This window comes from Frankia sp. RB5, assembly GCF_059816245.1.
Map to the genome: position 1 here is coordinate 30657 of NZ_JCBATA010000043.1, position 22177 is coordinate 52833.

A 22177-nucleotide genomic window follows, 5' to 3' on the forward strand; every position below is an offset into this window, starting at 1 on the left:
CCGCGCCGTAGGCAACCACTCGGGAAGTGGGCAGACTAGGCCGCGACGCCGCGGCTACCAGCGCCCGGCGACACCGGCGACAACGTGGTCGCCGCGTCCGGTGACCGGTGCAACGGCTTCCCCCGGAGGCGGCGTGACGACCGAACACAGCGCGACGGTGACCCAGGCCAGCCTCGGGCCGGACCCGGGTGCCTTCGCCGGCGGGGTTTCCTCCGACGTGCGGCACGCGGCGGTACGCGCCGGCGTACGCCGTCTCGGTGACCTGCTCGGCCAGGCGCTCACCCGGCACGAGGGCGCCGAGACGCTCGCACTCGTCGAGCAGGTGCGGGCGCTGGCCCGCCGGCCGGACAACGGCGCGCAGCTCGCCCGCCTGCTGGCGGGGGTGGACGACCCGACGGCGATCGTGCTCGCCCGCGCGTTCACCGCCTACTTCCAGCTCGCCAACATCACTGAGCAGCTGCATCGCTCGCGGGAGCTGTCCGACCGGGCCCGCGGCGCGCTGGCCGAGACGTTCGACCGGATGGGCGAGGCGCTCGACGCCGGCACCCTCGACCGGTCCCTGGCCGCCGACATCGCCGGGCGCCTCCAGCTGCGCCCGGTGTTCACCGCCCATCCGACGGAGGCCAGCCGCCGCTCGGTGCTCGACACGTTGCGGCGCATCGCCGACCTGCTCGACGCCGACAGCCCCGACGGCCCCAGCGGCCTGGGCGGCCTGGGCGGCCCCGGCGACGCCGACGTGTCCGGCACGGTCTCCGGCACGGTCGCCGGCGCGCGACCCGGGCCGGCCGAGCGGGAGCGCATCGCCCGGCGGCTCGCCGAGATGGTCGACGTGCTCTGGCAGACCGACGAGCTGCGGGTGGAGCGGCCCAAGCCCGCCGACGAGGCCCGCTCGGCGGCCTACTACCTGGAGCTGATCGCCTCCGAGGTGCTGCCCGACCTGCTGGAGGAGCTCGATCTGGCGTTCGGCCGGGTCGGGATCACGCTGCCCGCCGACGCGCGGCCGCTGCGGTTCGGCTCGTGGGCGGGCGGTGACCGCGACGGCAACCCGAATGTGACGCCGGCGGTCACCCTGGAGGTGCTCACCCTTCAGCACGAGTTCGGCATCCGGCTGCTGACGGCGTCCGTCGAACGGCTGATCACGGAGCTGACCGCGTCCACCAGGGTGGTGGGAGTAAGTGACGATCTGGTCGACTCGCTCGCCGCCGACCGCGAGGTGCTGCCGGAGGTGTACGACCGGTTCGTCCGGTTGAACGCGGAGGAGCCGTACCGGCTCAAGTGCAGCTACATCCTGGCGCGCCTGGCCGGGACCCGGGAGCGGCTGGCCGCCGGCACCGCCCATGTCCCGGGCCGCGACTACGCGGGCCTCGCCGGCCTGCTCGACGATCTGGCGGTGATGCGCGCGTCGCTCGCCGCCCGCGACGGCATCCTCGTGGCCAACGGCGAGCTGCTGCGGGTCATCCGCACCGCCCGGGCGATGGGGCTGGCGCTGGCGACGCTGGACATCCGCGAGCACGCCGACAAGCACCATGCCACCCTGGCCGCGATCTACGACCAGGTCGGCGAGCTCGACGCCCCCTACGCCGAGCTGACCCGGGCCGACCGGCGCGTCCTGCTGTCCGGGGAGCTGGCGCGGCGGCGCCCCCTGCTGGGCAGCGCGCCGCCGCCGCTGCCCGACGAGCCGCGGGGCACGCTCGAGCTGATGCGCACGATCCGCGCGGCGCTCGACCGCTTCGGCGCGGACGTCATCGAGAGCTACATCGTGTCGATGACCAGGGATGTCGACGACATCCTCGCCGTGGTGGTGCTCGCCCGGGAGGCGGGGCTGGTCGGGGTCGGCGTCGGCGGGCGTCCCGCCTGGGCGCGGATCGGCTTCGTCCCGCTGTTCGAGACGGTCGCCGAGCTGCGGGCCGCCGGCGGCCTGCTCGACGGGATGCTGGCCGACCCGTCCTACCGCTCGCTGGTGCGGGCGCGCGGCGACGTGCAGGAGGTCATGCTCGGCTACTCGGACTCGTCCAAGGACGCGGGGATCACCGCGTCCCAGTGGGAGATCCACAAGGCGCAGCGGGAGCTGCGTGACGCCGCCCGCCGCCATGGCGTGGTGCTGCGGCTGTTCCACGGCCGCGGCGGCTCGGTGGGCCGCGGCGGCGGCCCGACCGGCGAGGCGATCATGGCGCAGCCGTTCGGCACCCTGGACGGCTCGATCAAGGTGACCGAGCAGGGTGAGGTGATCTCGGACAAGTACACGCTGCCGAGCCTCGCCCGCCACAACCTGGAGATCGCGCTGTCCGCGGTGATCGAGGCGTCGATCCTGCACCGGTCGTCCCGGCAGTCCTCGGCGGTGCTCGCCGGCTGGGACGAGACGATGCAGGCGGTCGCCGACTCGGCCCGCGCCGCCTATCAGGCGTTCGTCGGCGATCCGGCGCTGGTGCCGTTCTTCCTGGCCGCCACGCCGGTGGAGGAGCTCGGCAACCTCAACATCGGCTCGCGGCCGTCGCGGCGGCCCGGCGGCTCCGGCGGCCTCGCCGACCTGCGGGCGATCCCGTGGGTGTTCGGCTGGACACAGTCCCGGATCATCCTGCCCGGCTGGTTCGGCGTCGGGACGGGCCTGGCCGCCGCCCGGGCCGCGGGGGCCGGCGACACGCTCGCCGAGATGTACCGCTCGTGGCACTTCTTCCGGACGTTCCTCGGCAACGTGCAGATGACGCTGGCCAAGTCGGACCTCGCCATCGCCGAGCGCTACGTGACGACCCTGGTCGGCTCGGACGGCGCGGCGATCTTCGCGGCGATCCGGGCCGAGCACGCCCGCACCGTCACCGAGGTGCTCGCCGTGACCGGACAGGGGGAACTGCTGGAGAACGCGACCACGCTGCGCCACACCCTCGAGGTCCGTGACGCCTATCTGGCTCCGCTGCACGCGCTGCAGATCTCGTTGCTCGCCCGCGCCCGCGCGGCCGGGACCGACGTCGACCCGAAGCTGCGCCGTGCCCTGCTGCTGACCATCAACGGCATCGCGGCCGGCCTGCGCAACACCGGCTGACCACTCGCCGCGACCTGCGGTTCTCCCGCGAGGTGCATCACCATCCCGGTCGTCTTGGTTGACATCCCCCAAGGTGGTATCTACCGTCAGCTTCATGAGCCGGCGCCTTCTCCTGGTCTGCCGCGCGCACATTGACCTCCACCGCGTCGCGAGCGCGCTCTGTCCGAGTTCCCGCTGATCCTCGCGACCTCGGGAGCCGCCCTGCCGAGCCGCTCCGACCGGCCATGCCGGCGTGCCCTCCGGTCGGACATGGCAGGTGGCACCACCCGCGGCTGAGCCGCCGGCGCCCACCCGCTGTCCCGAGGTACGTGCGCGAGCCGTCATCACCACCGCCCGGCCCGGGCGCGGGCAGTGTCACCCGCGCCGCGACGCCCGCCCAGCTCAGCCACCGGGACGCGGCCCCCCGCGGGTCCCGGGCGTGCCGCGCACCCACGCCGCCCCGGCGGTCCCACGGCGCGCCGCACGTGACGCGAGGAGGTCTCCGTGTCCGTCCCTCACAGCACGTCCATAGCCCGCGGCCCGTCCGTTCCCTCCCGGCCCCCCGGTGCTCCCAGCACCCCTGGGTCGTCCGGACGGGACGGCACCTCGCCCGCGGCGGCGATCCTGCGGACGGTGCTCGACCACGGGCCGGTCGCCCGGACCGCGATCGGGCGGGCCACCGGACTCAGTCCGGCAGCGGTGTCCCGGCAGACGGCCGGCCTGATCTCGCTGGGACTGCTGCGAGAGCTGCCGGCGAGCTCGCTGGCCCCGCGGGCCGGGCGGCCGCACACCCCGCTCGACGTGGACACCCGCCACCACGTCGCCTGCGGCGTGCACATCGCCGTGCCGTATGTGACGTTCGGCCTGGTGGACCTGCGCGGCCACGTCGTCGCCCAGGAACGGCTGCCCAGGTCGGGCGACGCGCGGGCGGTACTTGACATGATCGGTCGACGGTTGCCCGGCTTCCTCGCCCGTCACGCCCGGGGAAACCAGGTGCTCGGGCTGGGTGTCGTGACCGGCGGTCGGGTCGACCCGCGGCGTGGCCGGGTGATCGAGCATGAGCCGCTGGACTGGCACGACGTCCCGGTGCGTGAACTGCTGGCCCCGGCCACCGGACTGCGGGTGCACGTCGACGGCCATGCACGGGCGCTGGCCCAGGCGGAGATCCTCTTCGGGGACCCGCGGGCCCGCCGCAGCCTGCTGCAGCTGTTCGTCGGCAACGTCGTCGACGCCGCGTTCGCCACCGACGGCATCGTGCACGTGGGACCGCACGCCGCCGCCGGCGGCATCGCCCATCTTCGCCTCGCCGACAGCACGCAGGCCTGCGAGTGCGGACGCGCCGGCTGCGCGCAGGCGGCCCTGTCCGAGCGGACCCTGCTACGCCGCGCCCTCGACGAGGGGATCATCACGGTGCCGGACATCCAGACGCTCGCCGCCGTCGCGGCGGCCGGCGACCGGCGGGCCGTGGCGCTGTTCCGCGAGCGGGTGCGCGCGGTGGGACGGCTGGTCGCACAGCTCGTCGACGTGATGGACCCGGAGCTGGTGGTCCTCACCGAGGCCGCGGTGATGCTGCTCCCCGAGCTGCGCGACGACCTGCACGCCGAGATCGCGGCGCACTCCCGGGTGCACGCGGCGCCGGCGCGCGCGGTCCTGCCGAGCAGCTTCGGACCCGACGTGCTCGCCGTCGCGGCGGCCGCGACGGTCCTGCACGCGGTCCACCGCAGCCCACAGAGCGTGGACGCAGACCGCCGCCGCACCCCCGCGGCGGACCGCGCCGCTCACCCGCGCGAGCAATTAGTTCCAACCGGACGCCAAACATTGACGACCTGGGACCGGATGGTCGACGATTAACCCGTGAACGACACCGAAGGCAGCGGCGCGGATATTCATCCGCCCACCGGACGGCGCTGCCGGCGATGTTGACGCGGGATCTCTCCCGCTCTTTCACATCGCGCTGACGACGCGTTCACATCGCATTCCTCGACCGCGGTTCGATGTTCTGCTCCGCGGCGCGCGAGGGTGCGGCTTACGCGCGCCCTCCCAGCGATACCTCCACGGCTTCCGATCGTTTCTTCCCGGGCTCTTCCCGCGCTTCTTTCCGACCTTTCCAGGTGTCGGTCGATTCGCCGCGCCCGGACGCACCGGAAGCCTGCCAGCACCCCCCGCTCGGAACCCACTCCGCCCTTTCCCCATCCCGGGAGGAACGCAGGATGACCAGCACCACACCCGCTCTCGGCATAGATGTTCGCCCCCTCTCCGGCCACACCGGCGCCGAGATCCACGGCATCGACCTGCGCGCGGACCTCGACGACGCGGCCGTGGCCGAGATCCGCGCGGCGCTGCACCAGTGGAAGGTCGTGTTCTTCCGCGACCAGCACATCGACCACGCCCAGCAGGTGGCGTTCGGCCGCCGTTTCGGCCGGCTCACCCCCGCGCATCCGCATGAGGACGCCCCGCCGGCGGGCTTCCCGGAGATCCTGCCGATCGACAGCCGTCGTTACGAGAAGTACTTCGGCAAGCGGAAGGCCACCTACGACAACGGCTGGCACACCGACGTCACCGCCCTGGTGAACCCGCCGGCCGGCTCCATCCTGCGCGGCGACATCATCCCGCCCTACGGCGGTGACACCGCCTGGACGAACCTGGTCGCCGCCTACGAGGCCCTGCCCGAGCCGCTGCGCGACCTCGCCGACGGCCTGCGGGCCCGGCACAGCTTCGGCAACTTCCCCGTCGACAGCGACTACGGCCGCAAGGTTGCCGCGAACCCGCTGGTGGCGGTTCATCCCGTGGTGCGGGTGCACCCGGAGACCGGCGAGCGGGCCCTGTTCGTCAGCCCCAGTTTCACCGCGAAGGAAGGCCAGATCGTCGGCTTCTCGCCGAAGCAGAGCCGGCAGATCCTCGACCTCTTCTACGACCAGATCTCCCGCGCCGAGTTCACCGTCCGCTTCAAGTGGAACCCCGGGGACGTCGCGTTCTGGGACAACCGGGCGACCGCTCACCTCGGCCCGTCCGACCTCGGCCACCTCGACTTCGACCGGGTGCTGTACCGGGTGACCCTCGAGGGTGAGGTGCCTGTCGGCGTGGACGGCCGCCAGTCCGAGCTCGTCGCGGGCGAGCCCTTCCTCGGTTCCTGAGGTTCCGAACCATCGCCGGCCGCGGGGCCACCTCCCCGCGGCCGGCCGCCCCACCCGTTCGCTTCCCACGCGCCGCTCGTCTCCCGTGCGACGACCGACAGACCGACAGGGAGTATTTCCGATGCGCCAACGACGACCGCGCATGCGGCGTCCATCCCTCCTGCTCGCTGGCGTCGCCGCGCTGGTCGCGGTGCTGCTGGCCGCCTGCGGCGACGGCGGCGGGAGTGGCGACGGCAGCGGGAGTGGCGGGGGTGGCGGCGCGGCGTCGTCCGCCCCCGGCCGGGTCACTCTGCGCATCGGCGACCAGAGCAAGGTCGTGCAGCTCCCGCTGTCGTTGTCCGGCGCCGACCGGGGCACGCCCTACGGGCTGTCGTACAGCACGTTCGCCGACGGCCCGCACATGAACGCCGCGTTCAGCGCGGGACGCCTCGACGTCGGCTTCATGGGTGACACGCCGGTGCTGTTCGCGAACGCGGCCGGCGCCGGCGCCGTGGCGGTCGCCGTGCAGGAGAGCCCCGTCAACACCCAGACGATCATCGCGCGCGCCGGCTCCGGCATCCGGACACCGGCCGATCTCAAGGGCAGGCGGGTGGCGTTCACCGTCGGGACCTCGCTGCACGGCTACCTGCTCAACCAGCTCGACGCCGTCGGGCTGGACCAGAAGGACATCACCCCGGTCAACGTGCCGGTGACCAGCCTGACCACGACGCTCGCCGGCGGGAAGGTCGACGCGATCGTCTACACGCGGATGTACACGGCCGGCGTCGCCCGCCAGGCACCCGGGTCGTATGAGATCCAGACGCGCCAGCTGCCCGTCTACTCGGTGCTGCTCGCGTCGAAGGCGGCGCTGAAGGACCCGGCGAAGCGGGCGGCGGTACGTGACTTCGTGCTGCGGCTGTCGCGGGCGTCCGCCTGGCCGAAGGCGAACGCCGCCACCTGGGTGCAGAAGTACTACGTCGACCAGCTCAAGCAGGATCCGGTCGCGGCGCGGCGGTACTTCGACTCGATCCCCGACAGCCGCTACCGGCCCGTCTCCCCCGGCTTCGTGGAGAGCCAGCGGGTGCAGGCCCGGCTGCTGGGCGGCGTCGGCGTGCTGCCGAAGGGCCTCGACGTCAACAACGAGCTCGACAGCGGCTTCACCACCGAGCTGACCGCGGCCTTCGCCAAGGCCTTCCCGGCGGCCTGACCAGGAATTCCGCCCGCACAGGGAGGTCAGACAGCGTGACCGACGTCACCCTCGCCGACGGCAGGACCGTCGCGGCGAGCAGCACCATCACGAACGACCGACCTGAACAACCCGACAGAGCCAACCGACCCGACAGAGCCGACCGACCCGACAGAGCCGACGAGGCCACGTCGGGCGACGCGGGGCGCGCTCCGATCGTGCTGGTGGACCCGACCGGGGGACGCCGGCGCGCGGGTCGGCGGTGGCGCGTGCCGGTGGAGGTGCGACGGTTCCTCGGGCCGGCGCTGCTGTTCCTGGCCTGGTGGGCGGTGACCGGCCTCGGCCTGGTCAGCGACCGGGCGCTGGCGTCACCCGCCACGGTGCTCGACGCCGGCCGCGAGCTGTGGCGCAGTGGCGACCTCACCCGCGACCTCGGCGTCTCGCTGTACCGGGTCGGGCTGGGGCTCGCGTTCGGCGTCGCCGCCGGGCTCGTCCTCGCGGTGGTCGCCGGATTCTTTCGGGCCGCCTCGGACACGGTCGACTCGGCGATGAACTTCCTGCGGACGATCCCGGTCATCGCGCTGGTCCCGTTGATCATCCTGTGGATCGGCATCGGCGAGAATGCCAAGATCTTCCTCATCGCCGTCGGGGTCGCCTTCCCGATCTACATGAACACCTTCGCGGCGATCCGCGGAGTCGACGCCCGGCTGGTGGAGGCCGGCCAGACCTTCGGGCTCGGCCGATTCGGGCTGATCCGTTCGGTGGTGGTGCCGGGTGCCGCGCCGGGCTTCCTGGTCGGGCTGCGGTGGGCGATGGGCGTCGCCTGGCTGCTGCTGGTGTTCGCCGAGCAGGTCAACACCGACTCCGGGATCGGCTACCTGCTCACGAACGCCCAGTCGTGGAACCGCACCGACATCATCGTGCTCTGCCTGGTGATCTACGGCCTGCTGGGACTGATCAGTGACGGCCTGGTCCGTCTGTTGGAAAGGACGTTGCTGTCATGGCGACGCGGCTTCGACGGAACCTGACCACAGCCTCCGTCGCGGGAGCCTCCGAGGCCGGGACCTCTGTCTCCCGGACCTCTGTCTCCGGGACCTCTGTCTCCGGGACATCCGACGCGAGCGGCGGTGGCACCGCGGTCGCGGACCGGTTCGGGGACGCCGCCGTGCGGGTGCGCGGGCTGCGCCGAGCCTTCGGCGATCAGGTCGTGCTCGACGGGTTGGACCTGACCGTGGCGCCCGGCGAGTTCGTGGCCCTGCTCGGCCGCAGCGGGTCGGGCAAGAGCACGCTGCTGCGCGTCCTCGGCGGTTTCGACCACGAGGTGGACGGCCAGGTGCTCGCCGCCCGCTCCCGCTCGGTCGTCTTCCAGGAGGCACGGCTGCTGCCCTGGCGGCGGCTGCTGCCGAACGTCACGCTTGGCCTGACCGGCCGGGACGCGGGCGAGCGCGGTCGGGCGGCGCTCGCCGAGGTGGGGCTGTCCGGGCGGGAGCGGTCCTGGCCGGTGACGCTGTCCGGCGGCGAGGCCCAGCGGGTCGCCCTCGCCCGCGCGCTCGTGCGGGAGCCGGAGCTACTCATGCTCGACGAGCCGTTCGGCGCCCTGGACGCGCTGACCCGCATCCGGATGCACGCCCTGCTCCAGCGGCTGTGCCGACGCCACCGCCCGGCCGTCCTGTTCGTCACCCACGACGTGGACGAGGCGATCCTGCTCGCCGACCGGGTGCTCGTGCTCACCGCCGGCCGCTTCTCCCTCGACGTCGCCGTGGACGTCGCCTCTCCCCGGCGCCGCACCGACCCCGCCTTCGACCGCCTGCGCACCCTCCTGCTCGCCGAACTGGGCGTCGACGACCTCCCCGAAAGCACCCACTGAGGCACCACCCCGATCGCAGGGGAGCGGGCAGCTCGAGCGAACCCGGCTGCCCGCTGCCCCGTTCCCGGAGCTGACGGCAGCCTGCCCCGTCAGGCCGGTGGCATGGTCCTGCTCCTACAGGTAACAGACGAGTACGACTGAAGACAAACCTCCGGTCAATCAGGGAATCCACTGTTCCGGCCCGTACGGGGCGCTCGGCGGCTTGAGCCATTCCTGCGACGGTTCGAGGTCGACGACGCTCTCCATACCTTCCGGACGAAAGGTGATATTGTCGGTCGAGGTGAGGAACCAGGATTCAAAATGATCGTCCAGCGTGCCGCCGCTGTCGGGTAGGTAGGCAGTGAACAAGGGCCGGCCGGAAATACCGAGGGAACGCAGCGACCGTACCCGCGGCGCGTAGCCGATGTAAAGGTGGGCCCGGGCCCGCCGGAACGCTCCCACATAGGCCGGCGAAGCGAAGCGGACCGTGGACTTCATCAGCATCCCGCGGAACGCGCAGTAGTTCACCCCCGCCGCCCGCAACGGTAGCCGCGGACCGCCGGGGTGGTCGATTTCGATCCGGACACCCAGCTCGCCGTCGATGTCGTACTGGCTCGAGATGATCCCATCCTCGACGTTGAAGTCCAGGTTTGCCTGGTGCTTGGGCATTCCCCAGACGCCTTTGCCGCCCTTCACCGAAACCAGCGTGCTCACCGGCAGATCGACGACGTACTGGGAGAGCGCGAAGTCAGGCAGCAACGCCAGCCCGGTCAGCATCCGGGGCAGCGGCCGGGGCCCATGCGTGCAGGCGATGGCGATCGAGAACTCGATGTAGGAGCCGATGTCGGTATCACGGTAGTAGATGACGGTGATGACGAGCAGACCGCGCCCGTTCGGCAGGCGCAGCGGATGAACCTCGCCGCCGGGTAGCAGGTTGGCCGCGGCGTCGGCGTCGAGCGGGAAAGCCGCCATCAGCGCCGGGCTGGTGCGCGAGTTCACCGGCATGACGAACGGAATTCCGTCGACGAGTGCGTGCCGGCCGGCGAGGCGGCGTTCCCGGCGCGGCGGCGTTCCCGGCGCGGCGTGAAAATCATGCTGACTCCAGTTCCCGAGCGATGATCGGAAAGATGTCGGTAGCGGACCGGCGGCCCATGAAGACGTCCAGGTGGCCGTAGTCACGGAAGGAGTACTGCCGGTGCCGTCCCGGCTGGTGCTCCTGGAAGTAGGAATACGTCCGACGCATCGACTCCGGGAGGAAGCACTGGTTGCGTTCGCCGCGGAGAAACACGAACTTGGCCGAGGTCGTCGGCGGCTCCACGCCGAACACGGCCGGCAGTTCAGCGAACCCGTCGACGCTCACCAGCCTCCCGGCCGCCACGCACCGGGCCATCTGCGCGAAGAACGTCATCGGTACCCGGCCGAATTCGGTCCTGACCCACGCATGCGTGCCGGTGTTGAGGTTCTCGTGCCGCCACAGCGCGGGGAACCCCGTCCCGTAGGTGAAACTGACCATGCGGCAGACCGCGTTATTGCATTCGTGGTGGAACGCTTTGACAACACCGACGAGGGCCGCCTCAAACGGGCCCGGCGCGTCGTCGCCCCACCTCGGGTCGATGCCATCGAACACCCGTGCGACCAGCGGAGCCAGTCGGGAAATCTTGAACCGGGACCACCGGGGGACGATCGGGTGCAGCGCAACCGCGTTCGCGACGACCGTCTCCACCTCGGGCAGGAGCCCGGCCGCTGCCGACATCATGAAGCTGGTCGAGCCCTGGCAGTGCACCACCGCCTGGCAGCTGTCCCGACCGGTCCGCTCAAGGACCGCCTTCACCAGCGCCGGATGGTCGTGGACGGCGGCCTGGTCCAACGTCCAGTCGGTTGCAGGCAGGTCAATGCTGGCCCGCCAGTTCGCCAGCCACACGTCGTGGCCCGCGTCGAGCAGGACGTCGACCAGCGTGCGGCGTACCGGGGCCCGGAACACGTTGCCGCGCACGCCCGCGCCGTGGACCAGCACCACCGGCCCGCGCGTCGGCGGCTGCTCCCGCCGCGGATGGACCAGGTTCAGCGGCAGGCCGTCGGTCGCGGTCACCTCGACGACATCGTCGAAGGTCGGCGTGGCGGGGTTCCGCCGGGCGGAGCCGGGTTCTGCCGGCCGGTCCGCCTTCGGGCGAGGTGGAGCGGGTCGGCTCATCGAAAGCCCGCCGGCTTCGGCATGAGGTCTCGCGATGCGGGGGCGCCGGGCGCCGGGGCTGGCGGGAACGGGACGTAAACCCGCCACAGATCGCCGAGGAAGAACCGAGCGAACCGGGCCAGCCCGGCGAGTCCGGCGAGTCCGGCCGGGTCGGCTCGGAACGTCGTGAGCTGGCGCAGGAAGTCGAGCGGGTAGATCCGCAGAATCCCGGCCCCGACGACGCGCGCGTCAGGCTCGGTCGTGAGATCGGCGCCCGGCCCAAGGCCGACGTGCCCGGCGTAGATCCGGGTGTAGAGGGTCGTGGTGTCGCTCCACAGGTCCAGACCCACGTCGTCCCGGACCACCTTGAAGCCGTTGAGGGTGAGCGGATGACCGGCGGCGTCGGTGAACGGCAGCCGGTAGAGCATCCGGCGGTTGCGCGACGGCTGCCGCGTCTGGGTACCGCGGCGCTGTGCGCCACGGGGCTGGGCGCCGTTACGGCCGCTGCCGGGGGTGGCGCCGTCGTCGGCCACGAACAGGTTGAACTCACCGTCGATGACCGGCCGTCGCCCACCGAGCGCGTCGCATCCGACATGGCCGTTCGCGACCGCCTGGTGCCGGGGGCTCGCGAGGAACTCGTCGACGTCGTCGGTTTCGATGGTGAGCCGGAACAACAGCCCCGTCCCGTCGGCCCGGCCCTGGTCGTAGCCCCGCTGCGGATCGTTCGTGTCAAAGGCGAAGAAGCCGCGCATCGTCTCGGTGAACCGCACAGCGACCGCGCCGGACTGGCCGTCCGGGCTGACCGGGACCGGGCTGACCGGGACCGGGCTGACCAGGCTGGCCTTGCCAGCCGGACTGGACCTGCGCCTCGGGCTGGTCGGAGCCGGGCCGACCGGGCTGGCCTTGCTCGGCCGGCGAGTCGTGCTCGGCCGGCTGACCTTGCCGTTCCCTCCGGCCTTGCTCGCAGGACCGGTCCTGCTCACAGTGCTGGCCTTGGCAGCAGGACTGGCCTTGGCGACAGGACTGGCCTTGCTGGACGCACCGGATCCGCGCCTCGGGCTGGCCGGGGCCGGTCCGGCCGGGCCGGACAGGCTGGTCTGGACATTCGAACTCGCCGAACGGGTGGTCAAGACATGCTCGCTCTCTTGACGCTGGGCGTCGGTCGGGCGGCCGGTCTCGGCAGTGCCGGCGCGCTGGCTGTTCTCGGCCAGGGGACGCTCAGGGCGTTTTCGGCCAGCCGGTCGGCGAACGCCGCGATGGTCATCGACGGGTTGGCGCCGACCGGACCAGGCATCGCGGCCCCGTCCGCCACGTACAGCCCCGGATGGCCGAACACTTCGCCGTAGCCGTCGATGACCCCGGAGACGACGTCGTCCCCCATCGACGCCCCTCCCAGGGGGTGCACCGTCACCACCCGGGACAGCCAGGTCATCGGGTTGTCGGTGAAACGCCCGCCGAGCTGCTCTGCCAGGCCTTCCATCACCTCGCGCATCCCGGTGAAGTACGGCCAGTTCCCGGCCGGGTACTTCTCCACCTGGAGGTAGTCGCCGCGCACGGACATGACGCCCAGCGGCAGGTCCCGCCCCATCCCGAGCAGCGGCATCGAACCGGCCGACACCTCACCCTGGCCGAGCAGGTTCCCGACGATCGAGCTGATCCGGCGCGACGGGGCCCACCGCAGCCGGGACAGCAGCAGGGCTGCGGCGGCGCGGGCGACCCGGTGTGCGGTGCTGTGCACCTGGGTCGCCTCGACCAACCACTCCACGGCCGTCGGGTAGCCGGCGTCCTCGACGTAGACCCCGCGCCCGGTCGCGGTCGACAACGGGCGGGCCCCGTTGCCGCCGCCAGAGCCGGCCGTGTGGTCGAGGGCGTCCGGTACCCGGACGTAGGACGTGATGACCGGGGCACGCGAGGACCCGAGCGGGAGCCCGGGGACGTCGCTGACGAATCCGAGCAGGTCGCCGTTGCCGCAGAACCGCCGGCCGAGTTGCCGTGACATTCCCGGCAGGGCCGACCGGTTGCGCAACAGCAGGTAGGTGGTACCAAAGGTGCCCGCGGCCAGGACCAGCTTGTCGCAGGTGACGGTGCGTGTCGACAGGTCGACGGTGGCCCGGGCGGTGCCAGGGTTGTGCACGACGTAGCCGACGGCGTAGCCACCGCCGTCACGCGGAGTGATTGTCCGCACCTCGTGGTGGGTCCGGATATCGGCACCGTGGTACTTGGCCGCCGACAGGTAGGTGTGGTCGAGCGTGTTCTTGCTGCCGGAGTTGCAGCCAAGGTCGCACTCGCCGCATAGCACGCAGGTGATCCGAGGTTTGCCGTGATAGTTCCCGTAGGCGGGGGTCGGGATCGGCGCCCCCGGGGTCGGGGGCCCGCCGCCGGCCGCGAACGTCACCGCGAGCGGCGGCTGGTCGGCGGTGAAGCCGAGGGCCCGGCCGGCCTGCGCGAGCAGGTCGGCCCGGCGGGCGGCCTCGTACCCGGGCCGGCCCTGGGGGAACCGCTGCGGAGTCATCATCTGTTCGACGGCGTCGTAGTGTGGTTCAAGGTCGGCCCGGGTGATGGGCCAGCTCTCGTAGCCCTCGCCGGCGGGGGCGTCCCGGACAAACCACTTGGCGTCCTTACGCAACAGGACGTTGGCGTAGATGAGCGAACCGCCCCCTAGGCCGCTCGACACCACCGCCTCGAAGTCCTGGAAGGACCAGACATCGAACAGGCCGTGCCGGCCCCTGCTCGGGTCCCAGAAATTGTTCGACATCTCGGACGGTGTCCGCGCGAAAGAACCCGGCGGATACGATTTTCCACGTTCCATGAGAATTACGCTCCGACCGGCAGCGGCGAAGCGAAGAGCGGTGACGGATCCGCCGAATCCGGAACCTACTACGACGACGTCGGCATGTTCGTGTTTGGTAGCCATCAAACCCCCGTGGCGGTGCCGGCCCGATACGGAACGCCCACCCCGCCCGGCGTTCACGGGGTAGTAAAGCCACCCGGCTGCCGGCCGACAAGCCCAGACCCGGAACTACTCGCTACCGGCACCGACCCACACCCGCGGCCTAGGGCCGCGTTCACCGAATTCGCCCACATCTACTGGCTGCTGGGCGCCGAGTCGCTGGCGCACCCCGTTTTCTCCGAACGCGACACCGAGTTCTTCATCGCGAAGGACGGCCCCGACGACGGCACGTCCGTCCGCGCCGCGGCTGGTCCTGCCGTTCCAGACGCCGGACCAGCGGCGGACACACGATCGAAGGCCGGCCCGCCTGGCGGAGCCGTGCTGCCCTTCGCCGGTGTCGGACGATTCACCTCGCCCGCGGCCAGGCGCGTGGCGAGACGGCTGGCGGTGCCCCGAGCCCAGGTGCCGGTGCTGGCGGCGCCGAGCAGGAGGACGCCGACGCCGCACAGGACGACCGTCCACCAGCCGGCGGCGCTCATCGGGTCGACCGTGGCGGCGCGCCCGGCGACATGCGCGGCGGCGAGCGAGCCGATGACCGCGACGCCGAGGGACTGTCCCACCTGTCGGCTCGTGGAGGCGACGGCGGCGGCCACGCCGGCCTGGGACTGTGGCATGCCGGTCACCGCCGTGTTGGTGATCGGCGCGTTGACCATGCCGAATCCCAGCCCTACGAGCACGTAGGCGCCGACCAGCCACGACATCGACGTACCGGGCCGCAGCCCGGTCAGCATGACGCTGCCGGCGGTCATGGCGACCCCGGCGATCAGGAGCGGAAGCCGGGCACCGCGGCCGGCGACGAGCCGGCCGGAGATCGGCGCGCAGATCACTGTCATCCCGGCCATCGGCAGGGTGGCGACCCCGGCGACGAGCGGCGAGTAGCCGCGGACCTCCTGCAGGTACAACGTGTTCAGGAACAGGAAGCCGGCCAGCGCGGCGAACGCGCACACGGCGATGCCGGTGGCCCCGCTGAACGGTGCCGCCCGGAAGAACCGCACGTCCAGCAGCGGCTCGTCCCGGCGGGACTCGTAGCCGATCAGCAGGCCCGCCGCGAGCGCGGTGACCGCGAACAGGGCGAGCGTGCGGACCGCGAGCCAGCCCGCCGCCGGCGCCTCGATGATCCCATAGGTCAGCGACGCCAGCGCGACGATCACCAGGATCTGACCGACCGGGTCGAACCGACGCGCCCGCGCGGCCCGCGACTCCGGGACGAACAGGCCGGCGAGCACCAGCGCGGCGACGCCCACCGGCACGTTCACCCAGAAGATCGCCCGCCAGCTCACCGACTCGACCAGCGTCCCGCCGAGGACGGGACCGAGCGCCATGCTCACCCCGATCACCGCGCCCCACACCCCGATCGCCCGGGCCCGTTCCTTCGGATCGGTGAAGGTGTTGCTGATGATGCCCATCGCGACCGGGTTGAGCATCGACCCGCCGACCGCCTGCAGCATCCGGAAGACCACCAGCCAGCCCAGCCCGGGCGCGAGGCTGCACAGCAGTGATCCGACGGTGAACAGCGCGAGGCCGGTCTGGAAGATCCGGCGCCGCCCGAACCGGTCGCCGCTCGACCCGCCCAGCATCAGCAGGCTCGCCAGGACCAGGGTGTAGGAGTCGATCGTCCACTGCAGGCCCGAGGGGGACGCGTGCAGGTCGCGGCGCAGCGACGGCAGTGCGACGTTCACGACCGTGTTGTCCAGCCCGACGATGAACAGGCTCAGGCAGCAGATCGCCAGGACGAGCATCCGCCGCCCTCGCGTCAGCTCGGCCATCGCACCCCCACCGCCACCGCCGCCCAGGCAGGCCATGCCACGCCGAGTAGCGGACGCACCGCAAAATAGTTGCAGTCAAGCAATAATTAGCCTACATCAAGGGTTGTCCCGACTACGGTGACGAAACCCACGCGGCGAGCGGGCGGGCCGCGGTGGGCCCGCCCGCTCGTCGCCGACTACCGCCGGCGGGCGGTGATCAGCAGCCGTCCCGAACCCAGGGTGAACGGGGTGCCGTCCGGATCGGCGTGGCGGCGGACGTCGGTGAAGCCGGCCGTCGCCAGCAGATCGCCGAGATGGCCGCTGGTGTACACGTGGTGGATGGCCGTGGCCTCGAGCTGCCGCGCTCCCTGGCTGAAGCGATAGCGGCTGATCAGCCGGCTGGCCTCGGCGTCATACTCCTCCTTGGCGACCACGGTGATGTCACCCGTGACCATGGTGTTCGCCTCACCGGTGAAGCCGGGCAGGATCGACTCGGCGGTCACACCGAAATCGACGACGAGCCCGCCGCCCGGCCGGACAGCCCGGGCGACGGCATCGACGAACGCCCGTGTGCCGGCCAGGTCCAGATAGCCGAAACTGTTACCCATACAGATCGCGGCGTCGAAAACACCGTGACGCTCGAGGTCACGCATGTCGCCGTGCTCGAACCGTACGGTGCCCCCGGCCGCCGCGGCGACGGCCCTGGCGTGCGCGACGGCCCTGGCGTGCGCGATGGCCTCCGTCGACAGATCGACGCCGGTGACCCGGTGCCCGCGAGCGGCGAGCGCCAGGCTGTGCCGGCCGCTGCCGCACGGTACGTCCAGGATCCGCGACCCGGCCGTGAGGCCGAGCCGGCTCTCGACGAAGTCGACGTCGGCGGCGGTCCACTGCTCGGTGGCGGCCCGGCGCCAGAACTCGTTGGGCAGATAGGTGAAGAAGTCCGCGTACCAGGTGGCCGGCACGGAGCCGGTGGGAACGTGAGCGGACGAAATGTGCTCGGTCAACGCAGGATGCTCCGAATTTCCGATCAGGAGGCTGTGACGGGGCATGCGAAGGCCACGAGTCGCGGGCACCCCGGGCAAGGCCCGGGAATCACGCGACCCGGGCAGAGCCCGGGGGGCACAAGGCATCCTCCAGATCGGCCGCCGGGACTTCGCCCGGCGGAATGCTGGTGAGTGTAGACCGACGCGTCGTGCGCCGACAACGGAATGTGCCGGCGGCCCGCGCGGCCGGTGGCCCGAGGCCCGACGGCGGCAGCGCGGAGGCGGGCGCCGGGGTCTGTCGCTCACCGCACCCGTATCCTCGGCACAAGTCGAGCCAGACCGGGAGGACGACGGCAGTGGAAGCTCTGCGCGCCGACGATCCCGAGATGCTCGGCGACTACCGGCTGTTACGGCGGCTGGGTGCGGGCGGCATGGGCCGGGTCTATCTCGGCCGCAGCGCCGGTGGGCGGACGGTCGCCGTCAAGGTGATCCGCCCGGACCTCGCCGACGATCCGCACTTCCGCCAGCGGTTCCGGCGGGAGGTCGAGGCCGCGCGCCGGGTCGGCGGTGCCTGGACGGCGCCGGTGCTCGACGCCGATCCCGAGGCGCCGCGGCCATGGCTCGTCACCGCGTTCGTCCCCGGCCCGTCGCTGCACGACGCGGTGCGCGAGCACGGACCGTTGCCGGCGCACAGCGTGCGCGCGCTCGGCGCGGGGCTCGCCGAGGCGCTGGTCGCGGTGCACGGCGCGGGCCTCGTCCACCGTGATCTCAAGCCGTCGAACGTGCTGCTGAGCCTGGACGGTCCGCGGGTGATCGACTTCGGTATCTCGCGGGCGGTCGACGCGACGGTGCTGACGACCACCGGCGCGCCGATCGGCTCGCCGGCGTTCATGGCCCCCGAGCAGATCGGCACGGCCGACGTCGGCCCGGCGAGCGACGTCTTCGCGCTCGGCGCCGTGCTCGTGTTCGCCACGACCGGCACGTCCCCGTTCCAGGCGTCGAACATGCCCGGCACGATGTACGCGGTCCTGTCCCGGGAACCAGACCTGACGAAGGTCCCGGACGACCTGCGGGATCTGGTCGCGGACTGCCTGCACAAGTCTCCGGGACGACGGCCGACGCCGCGCGCGGTGCTGGCCCGGCTCGCCCCCGCCGTCCCGGGCGGCGCCGCCGGCCTGATCACCGCCGGCTGGCTGCCGCCGGCGCTGGTCACCGCGCTGAGCCGCCGCGCGGTCGCCCTGCTCGACCTCGACGCGCCCGTCCGCACCGATCTTCCCGGCACCCCGCCACCGCCGACCGCCGGTCTCCACCCGGGCCAAGGACCAGGGCCGACGCCCGCTCTCGGCCCGCCCGGCACACCCGGCCCGCCCGGCACACCCAGCTCGCCCGGCACACCCAGTCCCCACGCCACCTTCGGCATCCCATCCGGCCCCGTCTCCGTCCCGTCCGGTGCCGGCGGAACCCCCGCCGGCCCGTTCAGCACCGCCGCGACGCGCACACCGACCGACTTCCCACCAGGCCACGGCCTGCCGCCGGCGACACCCCCGCCGCCGGGCGGCGGATTTCCCGGCGCACCGACCGGCACGGATCCGCGGTGGGCATCGCCTGGCCCGGCGCCGCGATCGGGGCCGCGCCGGACGCTGCCGTTCGTCGCGATCGCGGCCGGCGCCGGCGTTCTCGTCGTCGTGCTGGCGGCGCTGGCGATCGTGCTCCTTGTCCTGCGCTCGTCGAACGACGGGTCCACGGACGACGTCGCCGCGCGCATCAGCACCACCGGATCGGCCGCCACGGATCCGGCCTCGTCCCGTTCAGGCTCCGGCTCCGGGTCCGGATCGGGCTCCGGGTCGGGGTCCGCCGACGGCACCCGTTCCGGCACCGCGCCGGCCGACTCCCCGGGCAGTGGTTCGGTCCCGAGCGGGTACGTCGGCATCTGGCGCGGCACGATCAGCGGCAGTTCCGCCCTGCCGCAGAGCGTCGTCGTGAACCTGCGCGCCGGGCGGGTCGGACAGACGGTCGCGCACTCCGAGGTCGCCGTCGACGCGCTGAACAGCCTCAGCGACAGCGACACGCAGATCCGCTGCACCGCCGACATGAGCCTGCTCGACGCCCGCGACGGGGTCCGACTGCAGGACGTCCCCGGCACCGGCAACAACCCGCTGGTCCTGGGCCTGCCCGTCTGCACCCACGGGGGCAGCGTCACGCTGCGCCTACAGGCGGACGGCACGATGAGCTACACCAGCGACATCCCCGGCAGCGGCAACCCCAGCGGCGTCCTCACCCGCGGCTCCTGACCCCGGCGGCCCGCTCCCCGACGAGCACCCCCGGGTTGCGCACCACCTCGCCGGCGCGCAGCCAGTGACCGCACAGCGTCTCCAGGCACAGGACAAGGTATTCGAGCAGCGTGCCGCGCCCTGACATGTTCGGCCCGGTGCCCGCCATCGCGTAGCCGCGAGGCGCGGCGGCATAGCGGCGGGCGCCATCAACGTCGTGATGTTCGCATCGGCCCCACCTCGTCAGACAGGCCAACATCTAAAGCACGTGCCTGAGCAACGTCAACCCCGCCGGAACATGCCCGCGGGGCCGGTCGAGCACCCGAGGGCTACGTACGCGTCGACCCATTCCGAGCTGGTTCCGGAAGTCGGGGAGAGGGCCGCCCAGGCAGCACCTCACGGGTGTCCCAACGGGTGCTGGCCAGGCGTCGCTCGGTGATGGTCAGCAGGTCAAAGATCTCGGGCGCGAGATAGCCCGTCGTGTTGCGCTCGACCTGACGAGAGGTGAGAACGTCGGCCGCCACCAGTTCTTCCAGCGCGGATCTTGCCGCAGGGAACGACACGCCCAGCATGCGCTCGACAGTGCGCGCGGTCATCACCGGAGTCTCGGGAAGCATGTCGAGTATTCGGCGCAGCGACGAGCCCGCCCTTGCACGCGACGACCGGCCCGCGGCCTGCCGCTGCCTCGCCAGCCGGTCCGCCCAGAGCCGTTCGAGCGCGGCGACATCGGCGCTGAACGCCTGAGCCTGATCAACCGCGAGGTCAACCGCGTCCAGAAAGCCCGCGAGCCACATTCCGACCCCCGCCCGCGCAGCTTCGCCGTCGGGCGGTCCGTCGTAGCGGTAGGACGTCAGACCAGCCACATAAGCATCGGAGCGGGTCAACAGAACGAGGCTCACCGGCAGCACCGCCGCCTGGGTCAGTCCGCGCCGGGTCAGCACTGTGTGGATCAGGGCACGGCCGACCCGGCCGTTGCCGTCGCTGAAGGGATGGATCGTCTCGAACTGCGCGTGCACCAATCCGGCCTGTACCAGTGCCGAGTGCCCGCCGCCCGATGCGTAGCGAGCCAGATCATCCAGAAGATCAGGCACACAATCGCTCGGAGGCGGCACGAACTCGGCGTCCAGCGGATTCCAGGCTCCACCGCCGACCCAGTTCTGTGTGTCCCGCGGGCCAGGGGGCTTCTGATCGGGCAGCAGGGCACGATAAAGGTCGACGATCCCGTCTCGGGTGATCGTCGCAGCGCCGGACAGGTCACCGCCGGCCCGTCGCAGGGCGGTGACGTTGTTGGCGACCAGCCGGGCGTTCTGCGAGAAGCCTCGTACCGGCAGGCCTTCGAACTCCGCCAGTTCGACCAGCGCGAGTTGCTGCGGTGAGACCTGAAGGCCCTCGATCCTGGACGACGCGAGCGCCTCCGATCTCAGCAGGAAGCGGGCAAGGCCCTCCAACCCTCGCGCCCCAGCGCCCACCGCCAGCGCACGGACCGATGCCTCGACCTCGGCGCACCGCGCGTCGAGGGTGGCATCAAGCGCCAGCGGCCGACCAATGAGCGGATCGGGGATGTACGTGCGGTAGAGACCGCCCCGGCGGTCCCGGCGCCCCGGGGCTCCGTGATCCGCCTCCCATCGCCGATCTTCATAGCGAGCCACGCGGCGGCTCCCAACCTTTCATGTTCATGGTCTCCGTTAAAAGTTGACCCCTCAAACTTTAACAGGGGCGCGGCGTGGGCGGCGCCGTCACCTTGGCCCTGACCCGCTCCGGTGCCGATGTCGGGCGGTCACTCGGTGATCCCGACGGTCAGGAAGAAGTGCCGGATGTCGGCGGCGAGCAGAGCGGGGACCTCCAGGCCAGGGAAGTGGCCGCCGCGGTCGGCCTCGGTCCAGCGGAGGATCGGCAGCCGGCGTTCTGCGTACGGACGGACGGGTCGGGTGATGTCCTCGGGCAGGACGAGGATGCCCACCGGCTGGACGGTCCGCCACTGCGGCGGACGCCCGCCGGTCTCGCGATGCAGGCGCGGGGCCGTGCCGCCGGTGCCGGTCAGCCAGAACAGCGTCACGTTCGTCAGCACACGCTCGGCGCTGATCGGGAAGTCCCGCGCGGCCCACATCGTCATCGGGTCGAGCAGCCAGGCGAGCAGGCCGACCGGCGAGTCGGTGAGGGCGTAGGCCGGGGTCTGCGGCCGGGTGCCGTTGAGCGTGCGCACCGCCGGCTGGTCACGCTGGTAGGCCTCGATCTGGGCGAGGCGCTGCTGGTCCTCGGCCGACAGGTCGGCGCGGTCCGGATCGCCGGGTGCCTGCGGGGTCGGCAGGTAGGTGAGGTGGATGGCGACGACGTGTTCGGCGTCGTGCTGCGACAGCGCCCGCGAAATCGCCATGCCCCAGTCGCCGCCGTGGGCGCCGTAGTGGCGGTAGCCCAGCCGGCGCATCAGTTCGGCCCAGGCGCGGGCCACCCGGTCGACGTCCCAGCCGCGCTCGCGCGTCGGACCGGAGAATCCCCAGCCCGGAATCGACGGGATGACCAGGTGGAAGTCGACCGAGAGGGGCTCGATCACGTCGAGGAACTCAATGATCGAACCTGGCCACCCGTGGGTGAGCACCAGTGGGAGCGCGTCCGGGCGCGGGGAGCGGATGTGCAGGAAGTGGATCCGCTGGCCGTCGATCTCGGTGACGTACTGGGGATGGGTGTTCAGCTCGGCCTCGGCCGCGCGCCAGTCGTAGCGGTGGCGCCAGTGATCGGCCAGGTCGCGGACGCGGGCGAGGGGCACGCCGAACTCGTCCCCGACGCCGGGCAGTTCGTCGGGCCAGCGGGTGCGGTCGAGGCGGGCATGCAGATCGTCGAGGTCGGCCTGCGGCACGGCGATCCGGAAAGGCTCGATACTCATCGTTCGTCCTCCTAACG

At 72.0% G+C, this 22177-nt stretch carries 17 protein-coding genes; 8 read left to right on the plus strand and 9 right to left on the minus strand.

Translation table 11 applies throughout. The annotated features are described in order from the left end of the window. Nucleotides 1–133: 133 nt before the first annotated feature. From ppc to AC6EXY_RS21645, 6 genes are all read left to right on the plus strand, one after another. Nucleotides 134–3037 (plus strand): phosphoenolpyruvate carboxylase, encoded by a 2904-nt coding sequence (gene ppc, locus AC6EXY_RS21620; RefSeq protein ID WP_499817875.1) that lies wholly within the window; start codon nt 134–136, stop codon nt 3035–3037. Nucleotides 3038–3520: 483 nt separating this feature from the next. Beyond that, nucleotides 3521–4867, plus strand: a complete 1347-nt coding sequence (locus tag AC6EXY_RS21625) for an ROK family protein (protein WP_499817874.1) — start codon at nt 3521–3523, stop codon at nt 4865–4867. Nucleotides 4868–5226: 359 nt separating this feature from the next. Next, entirely contained in the window at nt 5227–6150 is a 924-nt protein-coding gene (locus tag AC6EXY_RS21630; RefSeq protein WP_101832116.1) for a TauD/TfdA dioxygenase family protein, read from the plus strand. 121 nt (nt 6151–6271) lie between these two features. Next, nucleotides 6272–7336, plus strand: coding sequence for an ABC transporter substrate-binding protein (locus AC6EXY_RS21635; RefSeq protein ID WP_499817872.1), 1065 nt, complete (start codon nt 6272–6274; stop codon nt 7334–7336). 194 nt (nt 7337–7530) lie between these two features. Then, nucleotides 7531–8343 (plus strand): ABC transporter permease, encoded by an 813-nt coding sequence (locus tag AC6EXY_RS21640; RefSeq protein ID WP_499817889.1) that lies wholly within the window; start codon nt 7531–7533, stop codon nt 8341–8343. After that, complete coding sequence (locus AC6EXY_RS21645; protein ID WP_101832118.1) at nt 8316–9182, plus strand: ABC transporter ATP-binding protein; 867 nt, start codon at nt 8316–8318, stop codon at nt 9180–9182. Before AC6EXY_RS21640 ends, AC6EXY_RS21645 begins: the two co-directional genes overlap by 28 nt. Nucleotides 9183–9341: 159 nt before the next feature. Here AC6EXY_RS21645 and AC6EXY_RS21650 read toward each other — a convergent pair whose 3' ends face one another. The 3 genes from AC6EXY_RS21650 to AC6EXY_RS21660 form a co-directional block, all read right to left on the minus strand. Then, nucleotides 9342–10166, minus strand: coding sequence for an acetoacetate decarboxylase family protein (locus AC6EXY_RS21650; RefSeq protein WP_499817871.1), 825 nt, complete (start codon nt 10164–10166; stop codon nt 9342–9344). 85 nt (nt 10167–10251) lie between these two features. Beyond that, the gene (locus AC6EXY_RS21655; RefSeq protein WP_101832145.1) at nt 10252–11250 is read right to left on the minus strand and encodes an alpha/beta hydrolase family protein; all 999 of its coding nucleotides are present in this window, start codon (nt 11248–11250) and stop codon (nt 10252–10254) included. A 98-nt stretch (nt 11251–11348) separates the two neighbouring features. Next, on the minus strand, nt 11349–12101 hold the full coding sequence (locus AC6EXY_RS21660; protein ID WP_101832120.1) for a hypothetical protein: 753 nt from the start codon (nt 12099–12101) through the stop codon (nt 11349–11351). Between AC6EXY_RS21660 and AC6EXY_RS21665 the strand changes: the two genes are divergently transcribed. Further along, a complete protein-coding gene (locus AC6EXY_RS21665) occupies nt 12091–12480 on the plus strand; it encodes a hypothetical protein (protein ID WP_101832121.1) in 390 nt (129 codons plus the stop codon). The genes AC6EXY_RS21660 and AC6EXY_RS21665 overlap by 11 nt on opposite strands. Here the strand turns inward: AC6EXY_RS21665 and AC6EXY_RS21670 are convergent. From AC6EXY_RS21670 to AC6EXY_RS21680, 3 genes are all read right to left on the minus strand, one after another. Then, entirely contained in the window at nt 12458–14245 is a 1788-nt protein-coding gene (locus AC6EXY_RS21670; RefSeq protein ID WP_101832122.1) for a GMC oxidoreductase, read from the minus strand. The genes AC6EXY_RS21665 and AC6EXY_RS21670 overlap by 23 nt on opposite strands. Nucleotides 14246–14415: 170 nt before the next feature. Next, nucleotides 14416–16047 carry a DHA2 family efflux MFS transporter permease subunit gene (locus AC6EXY_RS21675; protein WP_133150678.1) on the minus strand — a complete coding sequence of 544 codons (1632 nt, stop codon included), beginning with the start codon at nt 16045–16047 and terminating at the stop codon, nt 14416–14418. A 176-nt stretch (nt 16048–16223) separates the two neighbouring features. After that, entirely contained in the window at nt 16224–17030 is an 807-nt protein-coding gene (locus AC6EXY_RS21680) for an SAM-dependent methyltransferase (protein ID WP_499817870.1), read from the minus strand. A 335-nt stretch (nt 17031–17365) separates the two neighbouring features. Here AC6EXY_RS21680 and AC6EXY_RS21685 point away from each other — a divergent pair, with 335 nt between their 5' ends. Next, entirely contained in the window at nt 17366–19300 is a 1935-nt protein-coding gene (locus tag AC6EXY_RS21685; protein ID WP_101832124.1) for a serine/threonine-protein kinase, read from the plus strand. On the opposite strand, the gene AC6EXY_RS21690 is transcribed toward AC6EXY_RS21685, so the two are convergent. From AC6EXY_RS21690 to AC6EXY_RS21700, 3 genes are all read right to left on the minus strand, one after another. Then, a complete protein-coding gene (locus AC6EXY_RS21690) occupies nt 19284–19538 on the minus strand; it encodes a hypothetical protein (protein ID WP_499842399.1) in 255 nt (84 codons plus the stop codon). The two genes, AC6EXY_RS21685 and AC6EXY_RS21690, sit on opposite strands and share 17 nt — an antisense overlap. Before the next feature lie 70 nt (nt 19539–19608). Beyond that, complete coding sequence (locus AC6EXY_RS21695) at nt 19609–20727, minus strand: Fic family protein (protein ID WP_499817869.1); 1119 nt, start codon at nt 20725–20727, stop codon at nt 19609–19611. Nucleotides 20728–21056: 329 nt separating this feature from the next. Then, on the minus strand, nt 21057–22160 hold the full coding sequence (locus AC6EXY_RS21700) for an epoxide hydrolase family protein (protein WP_101832126.1): 1104 nt from the start codon (nt 22158–22160) through the stop codon (nt 21057–21059). Between the last annotated feature and the right edge of the window lie 17 nt (nt 22161–22177).